This is a genomic window from Agreia pratensis (genome assembly GCF_900177685.1).
In the GTDB taxonomy this organism is placed as follows: domain Bacteria; phylum Actinomycetota; class Actinomycetes; order Actinomycetales; family Microbacteriaceae; genus Agreia; species Agreia pratensis.
In genome coordinates, this window is sequence record NZ_FXAY01000003.1 from 265,407 (window position 1) to 289,607 (window position 24,201).

24 protein-coding genes and 1 tRNA gene are annotated in these 24,201 nt (G+C 65.1%); 21 read left to right on the forward strand and 4 right to left on the reverse strand.

Annotated features, from left to right (window positions below; genetic code table 11):
* The first annotated feature begins 13 nt into the window (after positions 1-13).
* Genes B9Y86_RS10845 through B9Y86_RS10855 form a run of 3 tightly spaced genes read left to right on the forward strand, consistent with a single transcriptional unit; the run spans position 14 to position 2,958 of the window.
* Entirely contained in the window at positions 14-946 is a 933-nt protein-coding gene (locus B9Y86_RS10845; protein WP_085485875.1) for an aldo/keto reductase, read from the forward strand.
* Positions 947-961: 15 nt separating this feature from the next.
* On the forward strand, positions 962-2,359 hold the full coding sequence (locus B9Y86_RS10850) for a M16 family metallopeptidase (protein WP_085485877.1): 1,398 nt from the start codon (positions 962-964) through the stop codon (positions 2,357-2,359).
* The gene (locus tag B9Y86_RS10855; RefSeq protein WP_085485879.1) at positions 2,356-2,958 is read left to right on the forward strand and encodes a histidine phosphatase family protein; all 603 of its coding nucleotides are present in this window, start codon (positions 2,356-2,358) and stop codon (positions 2,956-2,958) included. The genes B9Y86_RS10850 and B9Y86_RS10855 overlap by 4 nt, the downstream gene beginning before the upstream one ends.
* Before the next feature lie 31 nt (positions 2,959-2,989).
* Here the strand turns inward: B9Y86_RS10855 and B9Y86_RS10860 are convergent, their stop codons facing one another.
* Positions 2,990-3,469, reverse strand: a complete 480-nt coding sequence (locus B9Y86_RS10860; RefSeq protein WP_085485881.1) for a GNAT family N-acetyltransferase — start codon at positions 3,467-3,469, stop codon at positions 2,990-2,992.
* A gap of 44 nt (positions 3,470-3,513) precedes the next feature.
* Here B9Y86_RS10860 and dapB point away from each other — a divergent pair, with 44 nt between their 5' ends.
* Both dapB and B9Y86_RS10870 read left to right on the forward strand, forming a co-directional pair.
* On the forward strand, positions 3,514-4,263 hold the full coding sequence (gene dapB / locus B9Y86_RS10865) for a 4-hydroxy-tetrahydrodipicolinate reductase (protein ID WP_085485883.1): 750 nt from the start codon (positions 3,514-3,516) through the stop codon (positions 4,261-4,263).
* A gap of 61 nt (positions 4,264-4,324) precedes the next feature.
* Positions 4,325-4,741 carry a tetratricopeptide repeat protein gene (locus tag B9Y86_RS10870; protein WP_176223348.1) on the forward strand — a complete coding sequence of 139 codons (417 nt, stop codon included), beginning with the start codon at positions 4,325-4,327 and terminating at the stop codon, positions 4,739-4,741.
* Between the two features lie 7 nt (positions 4,742-4,748).
* On the opposite strand, the gene B9Y86_RS10875 is transcribed toward B9Y86_RS10870, so the two are convergent.
* Positions 4,749-5,669 (reverse strand): TIGR01777 family oxidoreductase, encoded by a 921-nt coding sequence (locus B9Y86_RS10875; RefSeq protein WP_085485885.1) that lies wholly within the window; start codon positions 5,667-5,669, stop codon positions 4,749-4,751.
* 208 nt (positions 5,670-5,877) lie between these two features.
* On the opposite strand from B9Y86_RS10875, the gene leuA reads away from it, so the two are divergent.
* A complete protein-coding gene (gene leuA / locus B9Y86_RS10880) occupies positions 5,878-7,644 on the forward strand; it encodes a 2-isopropylmalate synthase (protein ID WP_085485887.1) in 1,767 nt (588 codons plus the stop codon).
* 19 nt (positions 7,645-7,663) lie between these two features.
* Here the strand turns inward: leuA and B9Y86_RS10885 are convergent, their stop codons facing one another.
* Positions 7,664-8,380 (reverse strand): trimeric intracellular cation channel family protein, encoded by a 717-nt coding sequence (locus B9Y86_RS10885; RefSeq protein WP_244894722.1) that lies wholly within the window; start codon positions 8,378-8,380, stop codon positions 7,664-7,666.
* Between the two features lie 65 nt (positions 8,381-8,445).
* On the opposite strand from B9Y86_RS10885, the gene recO reads away from it, so the two are divergent.
* The 3 genes from recO (at position 8,446) to B9Y86_RS10900 (ending at position 10,465) form a co-directional block, all read left to right on the forward strand.
* The gene (recO, locus tag B9Y86_RS10890) at positions 8,446-9,201 is read left to right on the forward strand and encodes a DNA repair protein RecO (RefSeq protein WP_085485889.1); all 756 of its coding nucleotides are present in this window, start codon (positions 8,446-8,448) and stop codon (positions 9,199-9,201) included.
* Positions 9,198-10,007 carry an isoprenyl transferase gene (locus B9Y86_RS10895; protein ID WP_244894723.1) on the forward strand — a complete coding sequence of 270 codons (810 nt, stop codon included), beginning with the start codon at positions 9,198-9,200 and terminating at the stop codon, positions 10,005-10,007. Before recO ends, B9Y86_RS10895 begins: the two co-directional genes overlap by 4 nt.
* A 65-nt stretch (positions 10,008-10,072) precedes the next feature.
* Entirely contained in the window at positions 10,073-10,465 is a 393-nt protein-coding gene (locus tag B9Y86_RS10900; protein WP_139824864.1) for a hypothetical protein, read from the forward strand.
* Between the two features lie 27 nt (positions 10,466-10,492).
* On the opposite strand, the gene B9Y86_RS10905 is transcribed toward B9Y86_RS10900, so the two are convergent.
* A complete protein-coding gene (locus B9Y86_RS10905; RefSeq protein ID WP_085485893.1) occupies positions 10,493-10,975 on the reverse strand; it encodes an aminoacyl-tRNA deacylase in 483 nt (160 codons plus the stop codon).
* Positions 10,976-11,066: 91 nt separating this feature from the next.
* Here B9Y86_RS10905 and B9Y86_RS10910 point away from each other — a divergent pair, with 91 nt between their 5' ends.
* The 12 genes from B9Y86_RS10910 (at position 11,067) to B9Y86_RS10965 (ending at position 24,178) form a co-directional block, all read left to right on the forward strand.
* Entirely contained in the window at positions 11,067-11,774 is a 708-nt protein-coding gene (locus B9Y86_RS10910; RefSeq protein WP_244894724.1) for a DsbA family oxidoreductase, read from the forward strand.
* Positions 11,771-11,950 carry a hypothetical protein gene (locus B9Y86_RS10915; protein ID WP_085485897.1) on the forward strand — a complete coding sequence of 60 codons (180 nt, stop codon included), beginning with the start codon at positions 11,771-11,773 and terminating at the stop codon, positions 11,948-11,950. The genes B9Y86_RS10910 and B9Y86_RS10915 overlap by 4 nt, the downstream gene beginning before the upstream one ends.
* 68 nt (positions 11,951-12,018) lie before the next feature.
* A complete protein-coding gene (dusB, locus tag B9Y86_RS10920; protein WP_085485899.1) occupies positions 12,019-13,224 on the forward strand; it encodes a tRNA dihydrouridine synthase DusB in 1,206 nt (401 codons plus the stop codon).
* Between the two features lie 4 nt (positions 13,225-13,228).
* The gene (locus B9Y86_RS10925) at positions 13,229-14,506 is read left to right on the forward strand and encodes a deoxyguanosinetriphosphate triphosphohydrolase (protein WP_085485901.1); all 1,278 of its coding nucleotides are present in this window, start codon (positions 13,229-13,231) and stop codon (positions 14,504-14,506) included.
* Complete coding sequence (gene dnaG / locus B9Y86_RS10930) at positions 14,506-16,401, forward strand: DNA primase (protein WP_085485903.1); 1,896 nt, start codon at positions 14,506-14,508, stop codon at positions 16,399-16,401. Before B9Y86_RS10925 ends, dnaG begins: the two co-directional genes overlap by 1 nt.
* A 194-nt stretch (positions 16,402-16,595) precedes the next feature.
* Positions 16,596-18,236: an ABC transporter substrate-binding protein gene (locus tag B9Y86_RS10935; protein WP_085485905.1), complete on the forward strand. Its 1,641-nt coding sequence runs from the start codon at positions 16,596-16,598 to the stop codon at positions 18,234-18,236.
* Positions 18,237-18,347: 111 nt separating this feature from the next.
* Positions 18,348-19,445, forward strand: coding sequence for an ABC transporter permease (locus B9Y86_RS10940; RefSeq protein ID WP_244894725.1), 1,098 nt, complete (start codon positions 18,348-18,350; stop codon positions 19,443-19,445).
* A gap of 2 nt (positions 19,446-19,447) precedes the next feature.
* Positions 19,448-20,491, forward strand: coding sequence for an ABC transporter permease (locus B9Y86_RS10945; protein WP_244894726.1), 1,044 nt, complete (start codon positions 19,448-19,450; stop codon positions 20,489-20,491).
* Positions 20,488-22,221, forward strand: a complete 1,734-nt coding sequence (locus B9Y86_RS10950; protein ID WP_244894727.1) for a dipeptide ABC transporter ATP-binding protein — start codon at positions 20,488-20,490, stop codon at positions 22,219-22,221. The genes B9Y86_RS10945 and B9Y86_RS10950 overlap by 4 nt, the downstream gene beginning before the upstream one ends.
* Positions 22,222-22,232: 11 nt before the next feature.
* Positions 22,233-23,045, forward strand: coding sequence for an ATP-binding cassette domain-containing protein (locus B9Y86_RS10955; protein ID WP_085485909.1), 813 nt, complete (start codon positions 22,233-22,235; stop codon positions 23,043-23,045).
* Positions 23,042-24,037 (forward strand): D-isomer specific 2-hydroxyacid dehydrogenase family protein, encoded by a 996-nt coding sequence (locus tag B9Y86_RS10960; RefSeq protein WP_085485911.1) that lies wholly within the window; start codon positions 23,042-23,044, stop codon positions 24,035-24,037. Before B9Y86_RS10955 ends, B9Y86_RS10960 begins: the two co-directional genes overlap by 4 nt.
* Positions 24,038-24,105: 68 nt before the next feature.
* Positions 24,106-24,178: transfer RNA gene (locus tag B9Y86_RS10965), tRNA-Asn, on the forward strand.
* The last annotated feature ends 23 nt before the right edge of the window (positions 24,179-24,201 follow it).

Below are 24,201 nucleotides of genomic sequence, written 5' to 3' on the forward strand. Positions count from 1 at the left end.
CTACACTGCCCTCATGACGCCGAACGACGACGCCAGCTCCAACACAGCCATGCCGCCCTCCCGCTTCCGGCTTGCGATCGACGGAAACGTCTTCGGGTGGGCTTCCGGTGTGTCCGCCACAGCCGAGGCTCTCGACGCGTTTCACGCCGCGGGCGGCCGGCTCATCTCCACCGCCGATCACTACGCGGGCGGTCGCAGTGAGATCATGATCGGCAACTGGGTCCGCAGCCGAAAAGCTCGTTCCCGGGTTTTCCTGGCCACGAAGATCGGTCGCCATCCGGATGCGCCCGGCTTGTCGGCCGACGACATCGTCACGGCGACGGAAGCGAGCCTCGAGCGTCTCCAGACCGATCACCTCGACCTGCTCTCGTTCGACGGTGACCATCCTCATACTCCTCTCGAGGAGAGTCTGGCGGCCGCCGCCGAACTGATCGCGAGCGGCAAGGTGCGTGCGCTGGCGGCATCGTCGTATTCCGGAGCACGTCTCCGTGATGCTGGGCGGCTCGCCGACGAGAACGGTCTCCCTCGCTTCCGAGCCGTGTTCAGCCCCTACAGCCTCATGACGAGACGGCCAGTCGAGAGTGATCTCCTCCCCGCCGTGAGAACGCTCAATATCGGCATCTTCGCGCGGCTACCCCTGGCGAACGGCTTCCTGACCGGCGAGTACCGTGTTCGATCAGACGTGCCGGAGTCGACCATGTTCGCTGATGCGGCCGCGCATGTCGGTCGCGACGGATTCCGCGTGCTCAAGGCACTCGAGCAGGTCTCGGCCGAGCAGAACACGTCACTGGCCGCCTGTGCGCTCGCCTGGGTGCGGTCAAAACCGAACGTGATCGCGCCGGTGGTGCGGGCGGCGTCGGCCGAGCAGGTCGCCGAGCTCGTCGCATCCGCCGATCTGGTTCTCGAGCCGCACCAGCTCATGGCCCTCGATCGCGCATCTGAGTGACATAGGCTGGGCGCGATGAACAACGCCGTGCCCTTACCTCTGAACCTGCCCGAACTCCGCGTCGAAGCGTCTGGGGGATCTCTGGTCCGGCGCACCATTCTTCCGTCGGGGGTGCGCATTCTCACAGAGAAGATGCCCGGGGCGCAGAGCGCCACCGTCGGGTATTGGGTCGCCGTCGGCTCTCGTGACGAACTCGGCAGCGTGCTCGCGACGCCCGCGGCTCCTGCCCTTCCCTCGCGTTACGGATCGACGCATTTTCTGGAACATCTGCTGTTCAAGGGAACTCCGACGAGATCGGCCCTCGATATCGCGGTGGCCTTCGATGCCGTAGGTGGCGAGCACAACGCCGCGACGAGCAAGGAATACACCTGCTACTACGCCAAGGTCCGCGACAAAGACCTGCCCATGGCGGTCGATGTCATCGCCGACATGCTGACATCGTCGTTGATCGAGCGCGGCGAGTTCGAGACAGAGCGCGGCGTGATTCTCGAAGAACTCGCCGAGGCGTCAGACGACCCGTCCGATGTCGCGGGCGAGCGATTCTTCGAGGCGGTGCTCGGCGACCATCCCCTCGGGCGACCGGTGGGCGGCAGCCCTGACGCGATACGCGAGGTCACCCGTGACGCCGTATGGCAGCACTATCTAGAGAATTACCGCCCGCAAGACCTCGTGATCACGGCCGCCGGCGCAGTCGAGCATGACGAGCTCGTCGCGCGGGTCGTGACGGCGTTGACCGCGGCAGGTTGGGACATGGAGAGCGTCGCCGAACCTGTCGCGCGACGCGAGTCCGCCGGAGTCGAGATTCACCGGGGTGCGCCCGTGGTCGTGGTGCAACGCCCCAATGAGCAGGCGAGCCTGATCGTCGGAACCTCCGGGTTCACGGCCAACGACGAGCGCCGCTCGGCGCTCAGCGTGCTGGGATCGGTTTTCGGGGGAGGCATGTCGTCGAGACTCTTCCAAGAGATCCGAGAGAAGCGTGGCCTGGCCTACTCGGTCTATTCGTTCGCACCCTCGTACTCCGACGCCGGCCTCTTCGGCATGAACGCCGGATGCACTCCTGCCCGGGTCGGCGACGTCGCCGAACTGATGGTCGAACAGCTTCACCTGCTCGCAGACGACGGGATCACCGACGAAGAGTTGCGCCGCGCACACGGTCAGCTGTCCGGTTCGGCCGCTCTCGCACTCGAAGACTCAGACACCCGGATGTCGCGGCTCGGTCGCGCCGAGATCACCCAGGGCGAGTTCGTCGACCTCGATGAGGCGCTCAGACGCCTCGACCGAGTGACACCTCTCGACGTGCAGGGCCTCGCTCGCGACATCGCGTCCCGTCCAATCTCCATCTCGGCCGTCGGCGCCATCTCGGAGAACGCCTTCGATGGCCTCGGCTCGGCTTTAGAGGGGGTCGCATCGTGACCCGCACGCTGTATCTGGTTCGACACGGCGAGCAGCAGGACGCCGAGTACGGCATGGATGACGGGCCGTTGTCTCCTCGCGGTCAGCGCCAGGCGCGACTCATTGCAGAGCGTCTCGGTGGTGTGCCGTTCACGAACGTCTGGCACTCGCCCCTTCAGCGCGCGGAGGACACGGCCACCATCATGGCGGCCCATCTGCCGGCTCTGCAGCCGGAGCCCACGGCGTTGCTCTTCGACTGCGTTCCCACGGGCTACTCGCCGCAGATGCCCCACTCGTTTCAGCCGTTCTTCAACTCGGTGACGATCGAACAGGTCGACGCGGGCAGAGCGCAGATGGCCGATGCCGTCGCGGAGTTCCTGTCGCCGACCCGTGAGACGACGAACGATCTCTTGATCACGCACAACTTCGTCATCGGATGGCTCGTGCGCGAGGCGATGGGTGCGCCGGACTGGCGCTGGGTGGGCGTCAATCAGGCCAATTGCGGCCTCACGATCATCAACGTCAAGGCCGGGAGACTGCCCGAACTCGTGGCGCACAACGACCTGGGTCATCTGCCGGTAGAACTCCGTACGGGACTTCCCGAGGCGCAGCCATACTGATCGCGCGTCCCGACATCGGGATTCGCACGAGCTACGCGGGAGTGCGCAGATCCTTGGAATACCAGACGGTGGCGTTCGGATTGTCGTTGTATGCCTCTACGGGAACGTAGGAGCGCGCGGAATAGAGACGCGCGGCGCCCGTGAGCGTGTGGTGCGTGTCGAGCACCATCAGGTCGGCTCCGAAGCCTCGCGCCCGCGATTCGAGCTCGTCCATCATCGCCGTGGCCAGACCTCGACCGCGGCTGGAGGGTGCGAGCCAGAGATGCTTGACCTCGAATCGCACGCGCCCGGCGTCGTCCGGTGAGATGCGTCGGATGCCGCCGCATCCGACCGGTTCGTCGTCGACGGCGATGAGAAACACTCCGTCTGGCGCGACGAAAGCGCTCGGCTCGGGGTACGTGACCGTGTACGCGCCCTGCGCCGGAGGGAACTCGCCGGCGCGCCACGTGAAGTAGTCGGTCAGCAGTCGGTGTGCGTCGAGCGAATCCGTGCGGACCTCGCGGATATCCATGGGTCAAGGGTAGGGGAGGAGACCGGCATTGGTAGATTGGTGCCATGACTACGAAGGTCGCCGTCGTCGGCGCATCCGGCCGCATGGGGCAGCTCTTCTCACGAATCGTCGACGAGACAGAGGGCTTCGAGCTCTTCGCTCAGATCGGTTCCTCGGGTGATCTGACAGACATGATCGGGGCCGATCTCACTGTCGATGTCACCGTGCCTGCCGTGTCGCATTCGATCGTCGACTTCGCGCTGTCTCACGACATCCCTGTGCTGGTCGGAACGTCTGGATGGTCGGCCGATCGCATCAGAAGCCTGGAGCGGCGCCTCATTGACAGCCCAGAGCTCGGCGCCGTGATCATTCCGAACTTCTCTGTGGGCTCGGTGCTGGCAAGCTCGTTCGCAGCGATGGCGGCCCGCTTCTACGACTCGATAGAGATCGTCGAGGCCCACCACGCCACCAAGATCGATTCGCCGTCGGGAACGTCTGTCAGAACGGCAGAACTCATTGCTGCTGCACGCGGAGCGCTCGGACCGGTGTCGGCTCCCCACACCGATCAGCGAGCACGGGGCCAACAGGTCGCCAGCGTTCCCATCCACAGCCTGCGCCTTCAGGGCGTTGTCGCGAAGCAGGACGTCATCCTCGGCGGCGTCGGCGAGGTGCTCACCATCAGTCATGACACGCTGTCTCCGAGCGCCTACGAGGCGGGGATCGCTATCGCCCTGCGCGCCGCGACGCGGGCGAGGGGCGTCGTCGTCGGACTCGACAAACTCATCGATCTCACCGCGGGCCCGGGCGCGCGATGAGCCGCTGTGACCGCCGTCTCGAGCGGGCGATGCAGTGAAAGGCCGTATCGCCGCGTGGTCGATGGCCGCGCTCCTGGCGCTCTACCTGATCCTCGTGGTCGACCGATCCGTGCGTCTTGTCGCAACAGGGGAGCCCGTCGCCATAGGGCTGGGCGTCGCGCTCATCGTCTTTCCACTCATCGCTGCCTGGGCGCTGATGCGAGAGCTGCTCTTCGGGATCCGCACCGAGCGTCTGGTCAAAGACCTCGAAGCCGAGGATTCTCTTCCCGAGGACGACCTGCCCAAGAGGCCGAGTGGCCGGCCTGACAGGGCGGCCGCAGACGCGGAGTTCGATCGATACCGGGCCGAGGTCGACGCTGCCCCCGAGAGCTGGCGCGCCTGGTTCAGGCTCGGTCTCGCCTATGACGCGAGCGGCGACCGCCGCCGTGCGCGCGCGGCTCTGCGCCGCGCCATAGCGCTGAACAGGCAGGCGGCGTGACCGGCGCTCAGCGCGCCACGTGGTGAGACGCCGACAGCGCCGCGGTGATGCCGTCGTCGACGTTCTGGTCGCGGAAGGCGAAGCCGTCTGCGACCAACAGCTGCGACGACACGTTCTGGTCTGACAGCAGCAACTCTTTTCCCGCGTCGGCCAAGGCTGCCTTGATAGCCCAGCCTGGAGCGGGAAGCCAGAACGGTCGGTTGAGTGAGCGCGCGAGGGTCTCGGAGAGCTGAGTGGCCGTCACCGGACGAGGCGCGGCGAGATTCACCGGCCCTGCCAGCGATGAGCCGAGCGCAAGATGTGCGATTGCGGCCGCCTCGTCGTGCAGGCTGATCCAGGGCCAGATCTGCGTGCCTGAGCCGAGGGGCCCGGCCACACCCAGGCGGGCCAGAATCTCCAGCGGCTTCAACGCACCACCATTGCCGAGTACGAGTCCCGTTCGTGCCATGACCACGCGCGTGGCGGGCGAAGCCTTGGCGGCCGCACGTTCCCACGCCTCGACGACCTTGGCGAGAAAGCCCGTGCCCTGGGCAGAGGTCTCAGTGAGTACCTCGCCCGGTCGATCTCCGTAGTATCCGACGGCGGAGCCATTGACCAGAGTGTGTGGGGGAGATGACGATTTGGCGATCGCCGTCGTGATGGTGCTCGTGGCCTGAAGCCTCGACGACAGGATCTGCTTCTTGTACGGCAAGGTCCACGGCAGCCGAGAGATGGATGCGCCGGAGAGGTTCACGATGACATCTGCGGCGTCGACGGTGGCGACGTTCAGCCACGACACCTCCGGGTCCCACTGGCGCTCTTTCGGGTGGTGTGTGGGGTGCCTGACGAGCCGGATCACCAGGTGCCCCGCGGCCTCGAGTTGTCGGGTCAGTTCGGTGCCGATCATGCCGGACGCGCCGGCGATGACGATGGTCTGCTGTTCAGGCATTCGGCCTCTCCCTTTTGTTTCAGCCTAACCGCACGATGCGGTCAACCCCAGAAGTCGCTGTCGCCCGCGGCAAACGGTGCTACCGTTGCAGGATGCTGTTCGGTCTGCTCCTTCTTAGCTGCCGCGACGAGTCCTAACCTCAGGCCTTCCTCGTCGCGGAGTTCGCCATTGGCTGACAATCTGAAGACTATTTAGAGGAACTAAGACCGTGAAGAACAATCAAGCAGCATCGGCGATGCCGATCCACAAGTACCGTCCGTTCCACGAGCAGATCGCTGTCGATCTGCCCGATCGGACCTGGCCGGCCAAGCGCATAACCGAGGCTCCGCGGTGGTGCGCTGTCGATCTGCGCGACGGCAATCAGGCCCTCATCGATCCGATGAGTCCCGAACGCAAGCGCGTGATGTTCGATCTTCTGGTGCGCATGGGTTACAAGGAGATCGAGGTCGGGTTTCCGAGTGCGAGCCAGACCGACTTCGATTTCGTGCGCAGCCTCATCGAAGAAGACGCGATTCCCGACGATGTCACTATCCAGGTGCTGACCCAGGCGCGCGAGCACCTGATCGCTCGCACCTACGAGTCGATCGCCGGCGCCAAACAGGCCATCGTGCATCTGTACAACTCCACCTCCATCCTGCAGCGCGACGTCGTCTTCCGCAGCGACAGGCAGGGCATCATCGATATCGCCACGGCGGGCGCTCGTCTGTGCAAGCAGTACGAGAAGACGGTTCCCGAGACGGTCGTGTACTACGAGTACTCGCCCGAGAGCTTCACGGGCACCGAGCTCGAGTTCGCGCTGGATGTCTGCAACCAGGTCATCGAGATCTTCGAGCCCTCGGCAGAACGCAAGGTCATGATCAACCTGCCGGCCACCGTCGAGATGGCGACGCCGAACGTCTATGCCGACTCGATCGAGTGGATGAGCCGGCGACTCGCTCACCGCGAGAACATCGTGCTGTCGCTGCATCCTCATAACGACCGCGGCACGGCGATCGCCGCAGCGGAACTCGGCTATCTGGCGGGTGCTGACCGCATCGAAGGATGCCTGTTCGGCAACGGCGAGCGCACAGGAAACGTCGACCTGGTCGCCCTCGGCATCAACCTCTTCACGCAGGGCATCGACCCCCAGATCGACTTCTCCGACCTCGACGAGATCCGGCGCACCGCTGAGTACTGCAACCAGCTGAAGGTGCCCGAGCGCAGCCCCTGGGCCGGCGACCTGGTCTACACCGCATTCAGCGGCTCGCACCAGGATGCGATCAAAAAGGGCTTCGAGGCCATGGCGGTCGACGCGGCCGCGCAGGGAAAAGACGTAGACGAGCTGGTCTGGGCTGTTCCCTACCTGCCTGTCGACCCCAAAGACCTGGGCCGCAGTTACGAGGCGGTCATCCGCGTCAACTCGCAGTCGGGCAAGGGGGGAGTGGCATACCTGCTGAAGAACGACCACGCCCTCGACCTGCCGCGCAAACTGCAGATCGAGTTCTCTGGAGTCGTGCAGGCGAAGACCGACGCCGAGGGCGGCGAAGTCACGAGCGAGCAGATCTGGGAGATCTTCCAAGACGAGTACCTGCCCGCTCCCGCCGAGCGTTCCGAAGCGAAGTGGGGCCGATTCGAACTCGCCCGCACTCGCACGGCCAGCGACATGTCAGGCAGTGTCTCGCTGCAGGTCGAGCTGCGCATCGGCGAAGAGACCCTCGATACAGAGGCGTCTGGCAACGGGCCGATCGCTGCGTTCCTCAACGTTCTGAGCGAGCAGGGCGTGGAGGTCAAGCTCTACGATTACGTCGAGCACGCTCTCAGCGCGTCGGGCGATGCCCTGGCCGCCGCCTATGTCGAACTTCAGGTCAACGGCTCGAGGCTGTGGGGCGTCGGCATTGATGCCGACATCTCGACGGCGTCTCTGAAGGCCGTCGTCAGCGCGGTGAACCGCGCCATCCGGGTTTCGGATGCGGATCGCGAGCTCGCCGCGGTCTGATCGAGACCGGCGCCCGTTTTCAGCGCTGCCCCGGCTTGGCCGTACGGCGAAGCCGGGGCCAGCGCGGGCGCAGGGCTGCGCGCGAGATCCTGGGCATGCTCCGGATGGCGCGCTGCTCGGGAAGACTCCACCCGTAGCGCACGGCCAGCAGACGAACAACCGTGGTGACGAGGACACAGATCACTGCGGCGACGGTGATGTCCATGCCGCCGGCCCAGAAGGTGACGAGTACCACCGAGCCCGCTCCAGCGGCCACCGCATAGAGCGAACCCACGTGCATCAACGCGATCGGCATGGCGAGCAGAACGTCTCGAACGACGGAGCCGCCGACAGCCGAGACGACACCCACGAAGATCGAGGGGATCACGGGAAGACCCAACGAGAGAGCCTTGGTCGTTCCGATCGCTCCGAAGAGGCCGATGGTGAGGGCGTCGAGGATGGTGATCACCGTGTCGAGCCTCTCGAAGAGGCGCACGAGGAGCATTCCGAAGAGCGCCGAGAGAACGGCGACGCTCAGGTACCAGTTCGTGTGCAGGGCGACGAGGGGCACCACGAGGAAGATGTCGCGAAGAAGACCGCCTCCGAGCCCCGTGGCGACACCGATGATGGCGACACCGAGCAGATCCAGCCTGCGATCCCTGAACTGCGAGGCGAACATGGCGCCCTGCAGGCTTCCGATTCCCACCGCCAAGAGATCCGACCAGAGGGGGATCGAGAAAGCCACGGCATCAGACACCTTCAAGGTGTACCACGACCGCGCGTGCGCCGGGCATTCAGGCGGCCGAGGGTCGATAATGGATCGTGCCTGTTTACCGTGACGACTGCGTCGTGCTGCGCACCCACAAGCTGGGTGAGGCCGACCGGATCGTCACCATGCTCACTCGCCAGCACGGCAAAGTTCGCGCCGTGGCCCGCGGGGTGCGGCGCACGGGGTCGAAGTTCGGCGCGCGGCTCGAGCCGTTCATGGTCGCCGACGTCCAGTTCTACGAGGGCCGTTCGCTCGATACGGTCACCCAGGCCGAGACCATCTCGTCGTACGGGGCCGCTATCACCGCCGACTACGCGAGCTACACCGCGGCCAGCGCCATGGTTGAGACGGCGGACAAGCTGAGCGAGGCAGAAGCCGGCCTCCCGCAATACCTCCTGCTGGTCGGCGCACTCCGTTCCCTGTCGCGCGGGGAGCACGGCGCAAGCCTCACTCTCGACTCGTATCTTCTGCGGGCCCTATCCATGGCCGGATGGGCGCCGAGCTTCCACGACTGCGCCGTGACCGGCGAGCCCGGTCCGCACTCCGCGTTCGTCGTGCAACTCGGAGGTGTCGTCAGCGACTCTGTGGCTCCTCCGGGCACGGTGCGGCTCGACGAGCAGACGATCGGCCTTCTCAGTGCGCTGCTGACCGGTGACTGGGCACGGGCCGATGCTGCAGACCAGGCTTCACGCTCGAAGGCGAGCGGCGTCGTCTCGGCCTATACGCAATGGCACCTGGAGCGGGGGCTGCGTTCTCTCGAACATGTAGACCGCTCCGCCCAGAAACAGCGCCAGGAGGCCGTGTCGTGAGCAGATCTAGAGCATCAGAGGTCCCCGAGTTCCGTGCCATCGATTGGACCGGCGTCTACCCACCCGACATTCCTCGTGCGCAGGTACCCGGTCATGTCGCGGTCGTTATGGACGGCAACGGTCGTTGGGCCAATTCCCGTGGCCTGACCCGAGTAGAAGGACACCGGGCCGGCGAAGCAGCACTGCTCGACGTGGTTGCCGGCGCCATCCAGATCGGTGTCAAGCACCTCAGCGTCTACGCGTTCTCGACCGAGAACTGGAAGCGCTCACCCGACGAGGTGCGTTTTCTCATGGGCTTCAACCGAGAGGTGCTGCACCGCCGCCGAGACCAGCTCAACGAGTGGGGCGTGCGCATACGCTGGGCCGGTCGCAAGCCGAGGCTCTGGGCGAGCGTCATCAAAGATCTGCAGCTCGCAGAGCAGATGACCGCCAAGAACAGCACGATGACGTTGAGCATGTGCGTCAACTACGGTGGTCGCAACGAGATCGTGGATGCGGTGACGGCCATCGCCGAAGACGTGCGCGCGGGCCGGCTGAAGCCCTCGGGCATCAGCGAGAAGACGATCCAGAAGCACCTGTATCTGCCCGATCTGCCCGATGTCGACCTCTTCGTGCGGAGCTCGGGCGAGCAGCGCACCAGCAACTTCCAGCTGTGGCAGGCTGCGTACGCCGAGATGGTCTTCCTCGACACCCTCTGGCCCGACTTCACCCGACTCGATCTGTGGCAGGCCATCGAGCATTACACCGGCCGGTCGCGCCGCTTCGGCGGAGCCGTCGACAAGCCCGACGCGCCACTTGCTTCCTGAACCGGCGTTCGCCGAGTCTCTCGAAGAGACTTCGAGCCGGGAGCGGTCGCCGCTAGGCTTCGAGCATGTCAGATATGGTTTCGTCTTCGAACGCCCCGGCAGCTGAGCAGCCCCTCGTCGTCATCGGTGACGTCACCGTGACAGAGCACTGGCTCGTCACGCCTAGCGGTAGCACCGCTCTCTCCGGAACCGAGATCTTCGTCACCGACTTCACCCGCGTCGAGTCCAAGACCCCGACATGGGCCATCGTGCTGGCGATTCTCGGATTCTTCTTCCTCTTCCTCGGACTCCTCTTCCTCCTGGTGCGCGAGCAGGTCGCCACGGGCTACGTGCAGGTGACGGTGCGCAACGGCACGCTGCTGCACACCACGAATATCCCGGCGGCGAATTCCGCGACGGCGCCGGATGTCTTCGGTCGCGTTCAATACGCCCGTCACATCATCGCCCAGGCGTCGTAGAGACACACGCTTCCGCGAGCGTGCGGCCTAGCGTGGCTTGAGTTCGTCGGTGATGTCCGCGATGGTCGCGCCGAAGGCATCCAGAAGCCCGTCTGCGTCGACGAAGGCCGACAGACCGTGCTCGCCGGCGCCCAGCGCAATGCGTCGGCCGACGATGCGCTCGTCGGCGAATACCGGCCACGCGGTCGTGCTTCCCAGCGGCGTGATCGTGCCGCGCTCGTACCCGGTGGCCTGCAAGGCGACGTCCTGATGCGGCATGGACAGCTTGTTCACGCCCACGAGTGCGCGGAGTTTGGCCCAGCTGATCTGCCGGTCTCCCGGAACAAGGGCGAACACGAAGTCGCCGTCATGCCGTTTGACCACCAGCGTCTTCACGATCGCAGAGGGATCGAGACCGAGCCCCGCCGCAGCTTCTTCGAGACTGCCCGCGGGCGGGCGTTCGACGATCTCCACCTGAATACCGCGGCGCGCCGCATCGTCGATCACCCGGTCACGCCCTGAAGTCGTCATGAACGGAGTCAACCATGCGAGCCGAGAAATTCTTCCGAGCTCATGGCCCGCGATCGGGAATAGCGGGCCACGATCATCCGTTCGACCCACTGTGACCGATCTTCAGACCCCAGCCGTTCCCGCTTCCATCAAAGTCGACGTCTGGAGTGACATCGCGTGCCCATGGTGCTACATCGGCAAGCGCAAGCTCGAGGCCGGCATCGAGGCGTACGCCGCCCAGCCGGGCACCCCGGCGGTCGAGATCGAGTATCACAGCTTCGAACTCTCGCCCGACACACCCGTCGGCTTCGACGGCGACGAGGTCGACTTCCTGTCTCAGCACAAGGGCATTCCGGCCGAGCAGGCCAGGCAGATGCTCACCCGCGTCGTCGGTATCGCCGAAGACGTCGGACTCCACTACGACTTCGACGTCCTCCAGCATGCGAACACGGTGAAGGCGCACGAGCTCATTCACTACGCCAAGTCGAAGGGCCTTCAGCTGCAGGCAAAGGAACGGCTCCTCAAGGCCTACTTCGAAGACGGCCGCAACGTCGGCCGCATCGACGACCTGGCCGACCTCGCCGCCGAGATCGGTCTCGATCGTGACGACGTCGTACGATCGCTCGAGTCGGAGGAGTACCTCGCCGCCGTTCGCGCCGACCAGCGCCAAGCCCAGGAGTACGGAATCCAGGGCGTGCCCTTCTTCGTGATCGACGGAAAGTACGGTGTGTCGGGCGCGCAGGATGCCGCCACTTTCGTCGACGTGTTCGGCCAGGTCGCGGGCGAACGCGACGCTTCCGCAGACGCGGCGCAGGCATGACGTCGGTATCAGACGCGACGGCGTCGACTGAGGCGAGCACCACGTCGATGCTGGCCGCACCGGATGCGCCGGCTCTGCGCATGGTCGGCGCATCCGGCGCGGTGTGCGTCGACGGCGTCTGCATCATCGAGCCGGGGGAGCAGCCGTCTCGACAGGCGGCGGCCGACCCGAGCTGACGGGCGTCGTCCACAGCTGCGTCCAGTCTGACCCGACCCGAACAAATCTCTGGGAGAATCGACGAGTCATGAATTCCTCCCTCGCACCGGTCGATACGGCCGCCATCCCCGCTCCTGCCCTGCGCATCGGGCCGATCGAACTCGACGTGCCCGTTGTTCTCGCGCCCATGGCGGGTATCACCAACACCGCATACCGGCGCCTCTGCCGTGAATACGGTGCCGGTCTGTATGTGAGCGAGATGATCACGAGCCGGGCGCTCGTCGAGCGCACTCCCGAGTCCATGCGTCTCATCCGTCACCACCCCTCCGAGACCTTGCGCTCCATCCAGCTCTACGGAGTCGATCCGGCCACGATGCGCCAGGCCGTCACCATGCTGGTCGAAGAGAATCTCGCCGATCACATCGACATGAATTTCGGATGCCCGGTGGCCAAGGTCACCCGCAAAGGTGGCGGCTCGGCTCTGCCGTGGAAGCTCGGGTTGTTCCGGCAGATCGTCGAGCAAGCAGTAGATGCCGCGGGCGACATTCCGGTGACGGTCAAGATGCGCAAAGGCATCGACGACGATCACCTCACCTACCTCGAGGCCGCTAAAGCTGCAGAGGGCGCAGGAGTCAAGTCCATCGCGCTGCACGCGCGAACCGCCGCCGACTTCTACTCCGGCCAGGCCGACTGGTCGGCGATCGCCACCCTCAAAGAGACGATCACGAGCATCCCCGTGCTCGGCAATGGAGACATCTGGTCGGCCGACGATGCCATTCGCATGGTCGACGAAACCGGATGCGACGGGGTCGTCGTGGGGCGCGGGTGCCTGGGCAGGCCCTGGCTTTTCGGTGATCTCGCAGACGCGTTCCGTGTGCGCAGTGGCCGGCTCGATGCATCCGTCGCCCGTGAGTCGCGCGCCGCACCGACGCTCGGCGAGGTGGCAGGTGCGATCCGGCGGCACACCGAGCTCCTCTCGGAGTTCTTCGAGGACGAAGACCGCGCGTGCCGCGATATCCGCAAGCACGTGGCCTGGTATTTCAAGGGCTACCCGGTCGGCCACGAGGTTCGCGCGAGCCTCAGCATGGTCAAGTCGCTTGCAGAGATGGACGAGGTTCTCGCCACGCTCGACGGCTCGCTGCCGTATCCCGGCATCGACGCCGAGGGGCCTCGAGGTCGGGCCGGCTCGCCGAAGCGGCCGTCGCTTCCCGACAAGTGGCTCGAATCGCGAGAGCTAGACCTGCCCGAGCGCGCCGAGCTGGCGAGCGCCGAGCTGCATCACAGTGGCGGTTAGAACCATGCAGTCCTTCCCCGATGTCGCGGCCGCGCCGGCCGTTCTTCCTGCGGGATACGAGCTTCGTGACAGCGAACGAATCGTCGCCGAACAACACTCCTCACGCCGCAGTGACTTCGCGCGTGACCGCGCCCGCATCCTGCACTCGAGCGCGTTTCGCCGACTTGCCGCCAAGACACAGGTGCTCTCGCCGGCCGACCTCGACTTCGCCCGCAATCGCCTCACGCACTCGCTCGAAGTCGCGCAGGTCGGTCGGGAGCTCGCCACGAGTCTCGGCCTCGACCCCGACGTGGTCGACACGGCCTGTCTGGCCCACGACCTGGGGCATCCGCCGTTCGGGCACAACGGAGAACGCGCATTGGCGGAATGGGCAGCCGACATCGGCGGTTTCGAGGGCAACGCGCAGAGCCTGCGCATCCTGACCCGGCTGGAGCCCAAGGTGATCTACGCCGACGGCACAAGCGCAGGTCTCAACCTCACCCGAGCCAGTCTCGATGCGAGCTGCAAGTACCCGTGGACTATCGAGGACGCGATCGGAGACCCCAGCGGCCGCGCGAAGTACGGCGTATACCCCGAAGACGACGCGGCTTTCCGGTGGCTTCGCCAGGGTGCACCCGTGGGTCAGAAGTGCATCGAGGCGCAGGTCATGGATCTTTCCGACGACATCGCGTATTCGGTGCACGACTTCGAAGACGCCGTATTGACCGGCTACATCGACGTGGGCGCCCTCGGGGCACGAGCCGATCACGACGATCTCGTCGCGGCGATCTCGTCATGGGTCGGCGACGACTTCAGTCGCGACGAATTGACCGCGGCATTCGACGAACTGACCTCGCTGGAGATCTGGCTCGACGGCTGGGACGGATCGCGGCTCGCCCAGGGCCGGTTGAAGAATCTCACGAGTCAGCTGATCGGCCGGTTCGCAGGCAGATCGACAGCCGCCACCCGCGAGGCGTACCCCGCCGAGGCGCTCGCCCGTTTCGGCGGGAGTGTCGTCGTTCCTCGACCCGTGGAGGCTCAGATCGCGGTGTTGAAGGGAATCGTCGCCGCTTATGTGATGGCCAGTGACTCCCGCCAGCCTCTCTACGTCGAACAGCGCGCCATCCTCACCTCGCTCGCCACCGAGCTTCTTCGTCTGGGTGAGGGCGCGCTCGAGGTGGCGTTCGCGGCCGACTGGCGCGAGGCATCCGACGATGCGGCGCGCAAGCGTGTCGTCGTCGATCAGGTGGCGAGTCTCACCGACCAGTCGGCGATCGCCTGGAGCAGGGGACTGCTGGGCTGATGGCTGGACTGATTCTGCGGCGCGATATCGACGAGGTCAGATCGCGCATCAACCTCGGCGACGTAGTCGGAGAGTACGTCACCCTGAAGAGCGCCGGCGTCGGGTCGATGAAGGGCCTGTGTCCGTTCCACGACGAGCGGAGCCCGAGCTTCCACGTGCGCCCGCAGGTGGGGTATTACCACTGCTTCGGTTGCGGCGAAGGCGGCGACGTCTTCACCTTCTTGCAGAAGATGGACCACGTCTCATTCAGCGAGGCCGTCGAGCGCATGGCCGCGCGGATCGGGTTCGAGCTGCACTACGAAGACGGGGGAGCCCCGTCGGACTACTCGTCGAGGGCGCGGCTTCTCGCTGCGAACGATGCGGCGCGCGAGTTCTTCATCGAGCAGCTCATGACCCCCGAGGCCGAGATCGGCAGGCGTTTTCTCGGAGAACGCGGATTCGACGCATCGGCCGCCCAGCGCTTCGGTGTCGGGTTCGCGCCCAAGGGCTGGGACATTCTCGGAAAGCACTTGCGCGGCAAAGGATTCACGGCAGACGAGCTCACCGCCGCCGGGCTCACGAGTGCGGGCGAGAAGGGCAGCTACGACAGATTTCGTGGCCGGCTCATCTGGCCGATCCGCGATCAGACCGGTCAGACCGTCGGCTTCGGTGCGCGTCGCCTGCTCGACGACGACAAGGGCCCCAAGTACCTGAACACGCCCGAGACCCTCGTCTATCACAAGTCGCAGGTGCTCTACGGGCTCGACCTGGCCAAGCGCGACATCGCGCGAAGTCACCAGGTCGTGATCGTCGAGGGCTACACCGACGTGATGGCCTGCCACCTGGCGGGAGTCACCACGGCGGTAGCGACCTGCGGCACCTCGTTCGGCGTCGACCACATCAAGGTCATGCGTCGTGTGCTCTCCGACGACACCGCCGGGCTCGGCGAAGTCATCTTCACCTTCGATCCGGATGCCGCGGGACAGAAGGCCGTGCTGCGCGCTTTCAGCGAAGAGCACCGCTTCGCCGCTCAGACCTATGTCGCCGTCGCACCCGACGGACTCGACCCGTGCGACCTTCGTCTCGGCCGTGGAGACGATGCGGTGCGACGTCTCGTCACCGGCAAGAAGCCCATGTTCGAGTTCGTGATCAAGCAGAGACTCTCGACCTTCGATCTCAACACGGTCGAGGGCCGGGTCGCCGCCCTACGGGCCGCCGCTCCCGTCGTCGCCGATATCCGCGATCCGTCGATTCGCCCGGGTTACGCCCGCGAACTCGCCCGGTTGCTCGGCATGGACCTCGGCGAGGTCGGCCGGGCCGTGGATGCCGCCGGCCGATCGAGCGAGCATGCCGCGTCGCGAGAACTCGAGTCCCCGCGGCTGGCTCCGGCCGCCGAAGGCGGTCCGGCATCCATCACCTCGCTCGAGGTCGCGCCGCCCGTGGCGATCTCGCTGACCAGCCTGCCGAGCACCACGGCCACCCGCCTCGAGCGCGACGCGCTGATGGCGATGCTGCAGTTTCCGAACAGCGTGGGCAAAGATCTGCTGGCGCGGGGAACGGCGGTGGCGTTCAGCAACGGAGCTCTGGCTGCGGTGCGCGACGCGGTGGCCATGCGACTCAACTCCTTCGACAAACCCGAGTGGGCGTCGATCATTCAGGAGACCGTCCCCGACCCTGTGAAGACTCTCGTCGCGCAACTCGCCGTGGCCCCGGTTCCGGAGCGCCCGGAGCGCGAGCTCGATGTGTATCTGCAGCAGGTGGTTCTCTCTCTCATCGAGCGCGACCTGGTTCGTCGCAAGGAGGAACTGCTCGGGCAGTTCCAGCGCACCGATGCGACCTCCCAGCCCGAGGAGCATCGCTCGTTGCAGCGGCAGCTGATGCAGGTCGAGGCAGACAGACGCGCCCTGCGCGAATAGACCACATCGGCGGCAATCCGACGTTGCTTGTCTGGAACGGTCTTGTTTCGATCCGGTAAACATGTTCATGACCGCTACCTGTCAGCTTGGTGACAGTTCGCCTGCTGCGGTATGACTGGGGTACAGCAATCACGGTATGCCCCGATACGGGGTACATCTGTGTCTGAAACATCACTCCAGAGAGGTAGACGGATATGAAATCCGCATCCACACGTATGGCGCGCGGTATAGCGTTGCTCGCCGGAACCGCAGTGGCGGCGCTGGTACTCGCCGGTTGCTCCGGTGGCACCACCGGCGGCGGCGCGGGCGGCGCTATCACCATCGGCACGACCGACAAGGTCACCGTGCTCGATCCGGCCGGCTCGTACGACAACGGATCGTTCGCCGTGATGAACCAGGTGTATCCGTTCCTCATGAACACGCCCTACGGCAGCCCGGATGTGCAGCCGGACATCGCCGAGAAGGCCGAGTTCACCGCGCCGACCGAATACACGGTCACCCTCAAGCCCGGTCTGAAGTTCGCGAACGGACACGATCTCACCTCGTCTGACGTGAAGTTCAGCTTCGATCGCCAGCTCAAGATCGCCGACGCGAACGGACCGTCGTCGTTGCTCTACAACCTCGACTCGGTTGCCGCGCCCGACGACACCACAGTGGTCTTCACGTTGAAGACCGAGAACGACCAGGTGTTCCCGCAGATCCTGTCCAGCCCCGCCGGCCCCATCGTCGACGAAGAGGTGTTCGCTGCCGACAAGATCACGAGCGATAAGGAGATCGTCGACGGCAAGGCCTTCGCCGGCCAGTACGAGATCACGAGCTACGACTTCAACAACCTGATCGCGTACAAGGCATACTCCGGCTACAAGGGCGTTCTCGGCACGCCCAAGACCGACGTCGTCAACGTGAAGTACTACGCCGACGCGTCGAACCTCAAGCTCGACATTCAGGAGGGCAACATCGACGTGGCGTTCCGCAGCCTTTCGGCGACGGACATCTCTGATCTCTCCACCAACGACAAGGTGAAGGTCGTCAACGGTCCGGGTGGCGAGATCCGCTACATCGTCTTCAACTTCGACACCCAGCCCTATGGTGCGAAGACTCCCGAGGCAGACCCCGCTAAGGCTCTCGCGGTTCGCAAGGCCGTTGCCGACGTCATCGACCGCAAGGAACTCGCCACCCAGGTCTACAAGGACACCTACACGCCTCTGTACTCCTACGTGCCGCAGGGCCTCACCGGCGCCACCGAGTCGCTGAAGCCGCTCTACGGCGACGGCAACGGGGGCGCCGATGTTGAGAAGGCGAAGGCCGATCTGACCGCCGCCGGCGTCACGGTGCCGATCAAGCTGAGCCTGCAGTACAACACCGATCACTACGGCCCGGGCTCCAGCGACGAGTACGCGCTGATCAAAGACCAGCTCGACTCGAGCGGACTCTTCACGGTCGACCTCCAGTCGACGGAGTACGTGCAGTACTCGAAGGACCGCGTCGCCGACGCCTACCCGGCCTACCAGCTGGGATGGTTCCCCGACTACTCCGACGCAGACAACTACCTGACGCCGTTCTTCCTGAACCCGACGGGCAAGGAGAGCTTCCTGCAGAGCCACTACCAGAACCCGGCCGTCGACAGCCTCGTGCTGGAGCAGAGTGTGACAAGCGACCCGGCCGCGCGTACCGCGCTCATCGAGAAGATCCAGGACACCGTCGCTGGTGACCTGCCGACGATCCCGCTGCTTCAGGGCGCCCAGGTGGCCGTCACCGGCACCACGGTGACGGGCACCAGCGACACGCTGGATGCCTCGTTCAAGTTCCGCTACGGAGCACTGGCCAAAGGCTAGATCCATCGCAGGCTAGAGTTCCTCTAGCGCGATCTCAGGGGCGAGGCGTTACGCGCCTCGCCCCTGATGTGTTCGTCGGCCACCCACTCGTCTAACCAAGGACTTCTTCTTGTGACTGCAGAATTGGCAACTCCGGATCCCGCGTCCGCGGCACCGCCCGTGGCGGCTCGCCGCTCGGCATCCAGCGGCGGGGGATTGCTGCGCTACCTCATCGTGCGCTTTCTCCTGATCATCCCCACCATCTTCATCCTGGTGACCCTCGTGTTCGTGCTCATGCGTTCCACGGGTGATCCGATCACCGCGGCCCAGGGTGGCAAGCTGACCGCCGTCGAACTCGCCAAGCGCATTCACGACGCAGGATACGATCGCCCGATTCTCGTGCAGTACTTCGAGTACATCGGACAGGTCTTCACCGGAAATTTCGGCAACACGATCACCGACAACCGTCCTGTGACCGAGGTGCTCTTGACCTATGGCGGCGCCACGCTGGAGTTGGCGTTCTACGCCCTCATCGTCGCCTTCGTCGTCGGAATCCCGCTCGGTATGGTGGCCGCGTACTTCCGTGACAAGGCTCCGGATGCGTTCCTGCGCATCTTCGCCATCCTCTGTTATGCGACACCCGTGTTCTTCGCCGGGCTGCTGCTGAAACTGGTCTTCTCTGTCTGGCTGCACGTGCTGCCGGTCGCCGGCCGAGCCTCGACCGGAGCCGAACTACAGATGCAGGTGCTGCCGGGTAAGACAGGCATCTATCTGATCGACGCTTTTCAGACGGGCAATCCCGATGTGATCGGGGATGTCCTGTCGCACGCGGTGCTGCCCGGCATTGCCCTCGGCCTCCTCACTGCCGGAGTCTTTCTGAGGCTGGTACGCACGAACCTCATCGGCACGCTCGGAACCGACTATGTCGATGCCGCCCGCTCTCGCGGGGTGAGCGAGTTCCGCCTGGTGCGCAAGCACGCGTACCGTCCGGCGCTCATTCCCATCATCACGGTGATCGGTCTTCAGATCGCGCTGCTCCTCGGTGGCGCGGTGCTGACCGAGACCACCTTCGAGTGGAAGGGCCTCGGCTTCCAGCTCGCGCAGTATCTCGCTTCACGCGACTTCGTGGCCGTGCAGGGCATCGTGGCTCTGCTCGCCGTGATCGTCGCGGTGACCAACTTCATCGTCGATGTGATAGCCGCCCTCATCGACCCCCGAGTGAGGTACTGATCGTGACCCGTCTCTCAACGCCCTCCCGACCGCGCCGAAGCCTGGCCTCGCGCATCCCGCTCTTCGACCAGGTGCGTTCGAGCATCGGTTTGCAGCGAGGGATGCTCGTGGCCGGCGTGGTCATCACCCTCGCTTTCGTTCTGGTCGCGATCCTGGCCCCCGTGCTTGCCCCGTTCGGCTTCTCACAACTGCGCTCGAGCGGTGAGACGTTCGGAGCCCAGCAGCCGCCTTCGTCTTCGCACCTGCTCGGCACCACCGTCGGTGGCTATGACGTGCTTTCCCGTGTTCTCTGGGGGGCTCAGACCGCCTTGCTGACGATCATCGTGTCGGTGCTGCTGTCGATCTTCGTCGGCATCGCGCTCGGCTTGATCTCCGGATACCTCGGTGGTTGGCTCGACAGAGTGCTCGTGGTCGTCTGTGACGCCGTCTACGCGTTCCCGTCGCTGCTGCTCGCCATCGTGATGTCGATCGTCATCTCGGGAGGAAAATCGGATCTTGCTGGAGGAATTCTGGCGGCCTCGATCTCGATCACGGTCGTCTTCATTCCGCAGTACTTCCGGGTGATCCGGGCCGAGACGGTGCGCATCAAGAGTGAGGCGTACGTCGAGTCGGCCAAGGTCATCGGCACCCGAGCACCCCGCATCATCGTGCGGCACGTGTTGCGCAATGCGACGCGCTCGCTGCCGCTTCTGCTCACCCTCAACTCCTCCGAGGCGCTGCTGACTCTCGCCGGCCTGGGGTTCCTCGGCTTCGGCATCGAGCCGTCGGCCGCGGCAGAATGGGGCTACGACCTCAACAAGGCGCTGTCGGACGTGACCAGCGGCATTTGGTGGACCGCCCTGTTCCCGGGCCTGGCGATCGTGCTCGCCGTGCTGGGCATCACGCTGGTGGGCGAGAGTCTCAACGACCTGGCAGATCCGCGACTGCGCGGGCGTCGCGCGGCTGTCGACTCGGGCGCGCCGAGCGCCGACGATGACGCCGTTCCGCATGGAGCCGGCGCCTCGGGTGACCCCCTGATCGATTCGAACGAGGAGGCTCGACCGTGAGCATCGCAGACGGCACTGTCACCACAGGCGGCACGGGCGTCGACGACATCGTCGCCATCAAAGACCTGCGGGTGACGTTCGCCACCGATGGCGGCGCTGTTCGCGCGGTAGATGGCGTATCTATCGCCGTGCGGCCGCGCGAGATCGTCGCGATCGTTGGCGAGAGCGGCAGCGGCAAGAGCGTCACGGCCAAGTCGATTCTCGGCCTGGTCCCGGCGACGGCCACCTCGTCGGGCTCGATTCTGCTGCGAAGCCGTGACCGAACCCGTACGACCGATGTCGTAGCGGCCTCGGCCAACACGCTTCGAGAATTGCGCGGCGACGACGTCGCCATGGTCTTCCAGGAACCGTCGACCGCGTTGAACCCCGTCTACACCGTCGGATGGCAGATCGCCGAGGGCATCCGGGCGCATGGATCCGTGTCGCGCGCCGATGCGAAGAAGCAGGCCATCGACATCCTGCGCCGCGTCGGGATTCCCGATCCGGAGACGCGGGTCGACTACTACCCGCACCAGTTCTCGGGTGGCCAGAAGCAGCGTGTGGTGATCGCCATGGCGCTCGTACTCAACCCCGGCCTGATTGTCGCCGACGAACCGACGACCGCGCTCGACGTCACCGTGCAGGCAGAGATCCTCGACCTGCTCAGGCGCCTGCGCGACGAGTTCGACACCGCGATCGTGCTGATCACGCACAACATGGGGGTGGTCGCCGATCTCGCCGACCGCGTGGTTGTGATGTATCAGGGCAAGGTCGTCGAAGAGGCGGATAGCCGTACGCTGTTCGCGTCTCCTCAGGCCGACTATACGAAGCAGCTTCTTGCCGCGGTTCCCCATATCGGCCAGGGCGAAGCGCGGGCGGCCGTTCGCACGCAGGAGCGTCTCGAGCGCGCCTCTTCCAGCACGCCAGTGGTGGCTGCTCGCGATCTCGTGATCGAATATCCCGGGCGTCTCGGCCGCGGTGGGTTCCGCGCTGTCAACGGCGTCTCCTTCGAGATCAAAGAAGGAGAGGTTCTGGGACTGGTGGGGGAGTCGGGCTCGGGCAAGACCACCATCGGTCGTGCGATCGCCGGGCTCTCCAAGGTCACCGGCGGCTCGCTCAACGTGCTCGGACGCGAGATGCTCGGCATCAAGGAGCGGTCTTTCCGCAGTGCCCGAGTCGACATCGGGTTCGTGTTCCAAGATCCGGCGTCGAGTTTCAATCCTCTGCTCACCATCGCGGAATGCGTGGCGGAGCCGTTGGTCGTACACGGTCGGGCGACTGATGCCCGCGACGCTCGCACCCAGGTCGACGACCTGCTCGAGGCCGTTCAGCTGCCCAAGGCATTCGGTGATCGCTACCCGCACGAACTCAGCGGTGGCCAGAGGCAGCGCGCGAGCCTGGCCCGGTCGCTCGCCCTTCGTCCGAAGCTGCTCATCGCCGATGAGCCCACCAGTGCGCTCGACGTGTCTGTTCAGGCGCGCGTGCTCGAGCTCTTCACCGAGCTGCAGAGGGAATTCGGATTCGCGTCGCTGTTCATCAGTCATGATCTGGCCGTCGTCGACATGCTCGCCGACCGCATCGCGGTTCTCTACAAGGGCGAGCTCGTCGAAGAGGGAACGGGCGCGGAGGTTCTGGGCGCGCCGCGCCATCCCTACACGCAGAGACTTCTCGCATCGCTTCCCGTACCCGATCCGATCGAACAAGAGACGAGGCGCGAGGCGCTGCACCGACTTCAGGCGGTCGACAGCTAGGGTCGGTATCCATGAGCGAACGGATAATGACGGCGTCTGACGTCACGATCGAATATCCGGCACACAGCGTCAGTTCCGCGCATACCGCGGTCAAGGGATTCACGCTGAATGTCGAACCAGGCGAAATCATCGGTCTGGTGGGGTCGAGCGGGTCGGGCAAGTCGACGATCGCGTCGGTGATCTCCGGTGCCGCTGCCATGGCGCCGTCCCGTGACGGTGCACCGCGAATCGTCGGTGGGGCGCTCTCGGTGCTCGGCTACGATCTCAAACGCACTCGAGGCCGTAAACTCTCGAGGTTCACGTTCGGTATCGGCCATCTCGCACAAGATGCCGGATCGACATTGACCTCGAATATGACGGTCGCCGAGATCATCGCCGAGCCGCTCTTTCTGCGCGACAAGCACTACGACGCCAACGACGCCGGACTGCGAGCGGCGACCCTCCTCGACAGTCTCCTGCTGCCGGTCGGCATGCTCAATATGCTGCCGCACGAGCTTTCCAGCGGTCAGCGTCAGCGGGTAGCGGTTGCTCGAGCTCTGGTCATGGATCCCGTCTTCCTCGTCGCCGACGAGCCGACCGCCGGCATCGATGTCTCCGTTCGCGGTCAGGTGGTCGATGTCATCGCCTCTCTGCAGCGTGATAGAGGAGCCAGCGCCATCATCATCAGCCACGACCTCGACGTGCTTCGTCGGTCCGTCGACAGGATCGCGGTGCTGCACGAAGGCATGGTCGTGGGGCTGGGAACGATCGACGAGGTGCTGGACGACCCCCACCACCCCTATGTGCAGGGCCTCGCTCGCACCGTGTCGGGCGATCCTCGGTGAGTTCCGAGCAACACCGCGAGATCCTCGCAACGGCGGCATACGTCCCCGCTGACGACGCTCGTCCCGTTCCTGGACCCATCGCGGTTCTACCTGAGCCGGTGCAGCTGTTCGTCGATGCGGTCGAATCGGCGGGAGGCCAGGTCGCTGCGCTGTCGGCGCGGACCCGCGGGCTGATCTGGCTCGATCCGAAAGGATCAGAGCGATTCGGGGAGGTGCTCTCCGAGAATCCGCAACTCAGCTGGGTGCAGTTGCCCTACGCGGGAGTCGATGCTTTTGCCGAGACCCTGAAGAGCTCTGCGCGGCCGACGTTGACCGTCACCAGCGCCAAGGGAGCCTTCGCCCAACCTGTGGCAGAGCACGCTCTCATGCTCGTTCTGGCACTGCTGCGCCGTCTTCCTCTGCGTCTATCCGCGAGATCATGGGGCGACGGCACTGTGGGCACGTCGCTCTACGGTCTGCACGTCGTGATCGTGGGAGCCGGCGGAATCGCAATCGAGCTCATCCGCCTTCTCAGTGCGTTCGATGTCACCATCACTGTCGTTCGGCGAGGCAGCGAGCCGGTCGACGGCGCATCAGCAACCGTGTCGACGAACGATCTCGATGCCGTGCTGCCGACAGCCGACGTCGTCGTACTCGCTGCCGCTCTCACCGACGACACGCGCGGGCTCATCGGTGGCAGGCAGTTCGAGCAGATGAAGAATTCGGCCGTCGTGGTCAATATCGGCCGTGGCGGTCTCATCGTCACAGACGCCCTCGTCGACGCGCTTCAGACCGACAGCATCGCCGGCGCCGGCGTCGACGTGACCGACCCTGAACCGCTTCCTGATGGGCATCCGCTGTGGATCGCCCGGAACATCATCATCACGCCGCACAGTGCTGACACGCCCGCCATGACACGCCCTCTTCTCGCGCGGAGGGTGTCGAACAACACGCGCGCGTTCCTCGGTCACGGGGGTTTTGACGGAGTGGTCGATCCAGTTGTGGGATACTGATGGAGGTCGATGAGCGTGACAAAGGCATCGCCGAATAGGTGATAGTGTAACTACGCTGTTTCCAGCAATCCTCGATAGCTCAATTGGCAGAGCAGCCGGCTGTTAACCGGCAGGTTCTTGGTTCGAGTCCAAGTCGGGGAGCGAAAAGGCCACCACGGGCTCCA

Coding starts and splice junctions, on each gene's coding strand:
- B9Y86_RS10845 (WP_085485875.1), top strand. CDS start 14: ATGACGCCGAACGACGACGCCAGCTCCAACACAGCCATGCCGCCCTCC.
- B9Y86_RS10850 (WP_085485877.1), top strand. CDS start 962: ATGAACAACGCCGTGCCCTTACCTCTGAACCTGCCCGAACTCCGCGTC.
- B9Y86_RS10860 (WP_085485881.1), bottom strand. CDS start 3,469: ATGGATATCCGCGAGGTCCGCACGGATTCGCTCGACGCACACCGACTG.
- dapB (WP_085485883.1), top strand. CDS start 3,514: ATGACTACGAAGGTCGCCGTCGTCGGCGCATCCGGCCGCATGGGGCAG.
- B9Y86_RS10870 (WP_176223348.1), top strand. CDS start 4,325: ATGGCCGCGCTCCTGGCGCTCTACCTGATCCTCGTGGTCGACCGATCC.
- B9Y86_RS10875 (WP_085485885.1), bottom strand. CDS start 5,669: ATGCCTGAACAGCAGACCATCGTCATCGCCGGCGCGTCCGGCATGATC.
- B9Y86_RS10900 (WP_139824864.1), top strand. CDS start 10,073: ATGTCAGATATGGTTTCGTCTTCGAACGCCCCGGCAGCTGAGCAGCCC.
- B9Y86_RS10905 (WP_085485893.1), bottom strand. CDS start 10,975: ATGACGACTTCAGGGCGTGACCGGGTGATCGACGATGCGGCGCGCCGC.
- B9Y86_RS10915 (WP_085485897.1), top strand. CDS start 11,771: ATGACGTCGGTATCAGACGCGACGGCGTCGACTGAGGCGAGCACCACG.
- dusB (WP_085485899.1), top strand. CDS start 12,019: ATGAATTCCTCCCTCGCACCGGTCGATACGGCCGCCATCCCCGCTCCT.
- B9Y86_RS10925 (WP_085485901.1), top strand. CDS start 13,229: ATGCAGTCCTTCCCCGATGTCGCGGCCGCGCCGGCCGTTCTTCCTGCG.
- dnaG (WP_085485903.1), top strand. CDS start 14,506: ATGGCTGGACTGATTCTGCGGCGCGATATCGACGAGGTCAGATCGCGC.
- B9Y86_RS10935 (WP_085485905.1), top strand. CDS start 16,596: ATGAAATCCGCATCCACACGTATGGCGCGCGGTATAGCGTTGCTCGCC.
- B9Y86_RS10955 (WP_085485909.1), top strand. CDS start 22,233: ATGAGCGAACGGATAATGACGGCGTCTGACGTCACGATCGAATATCCG.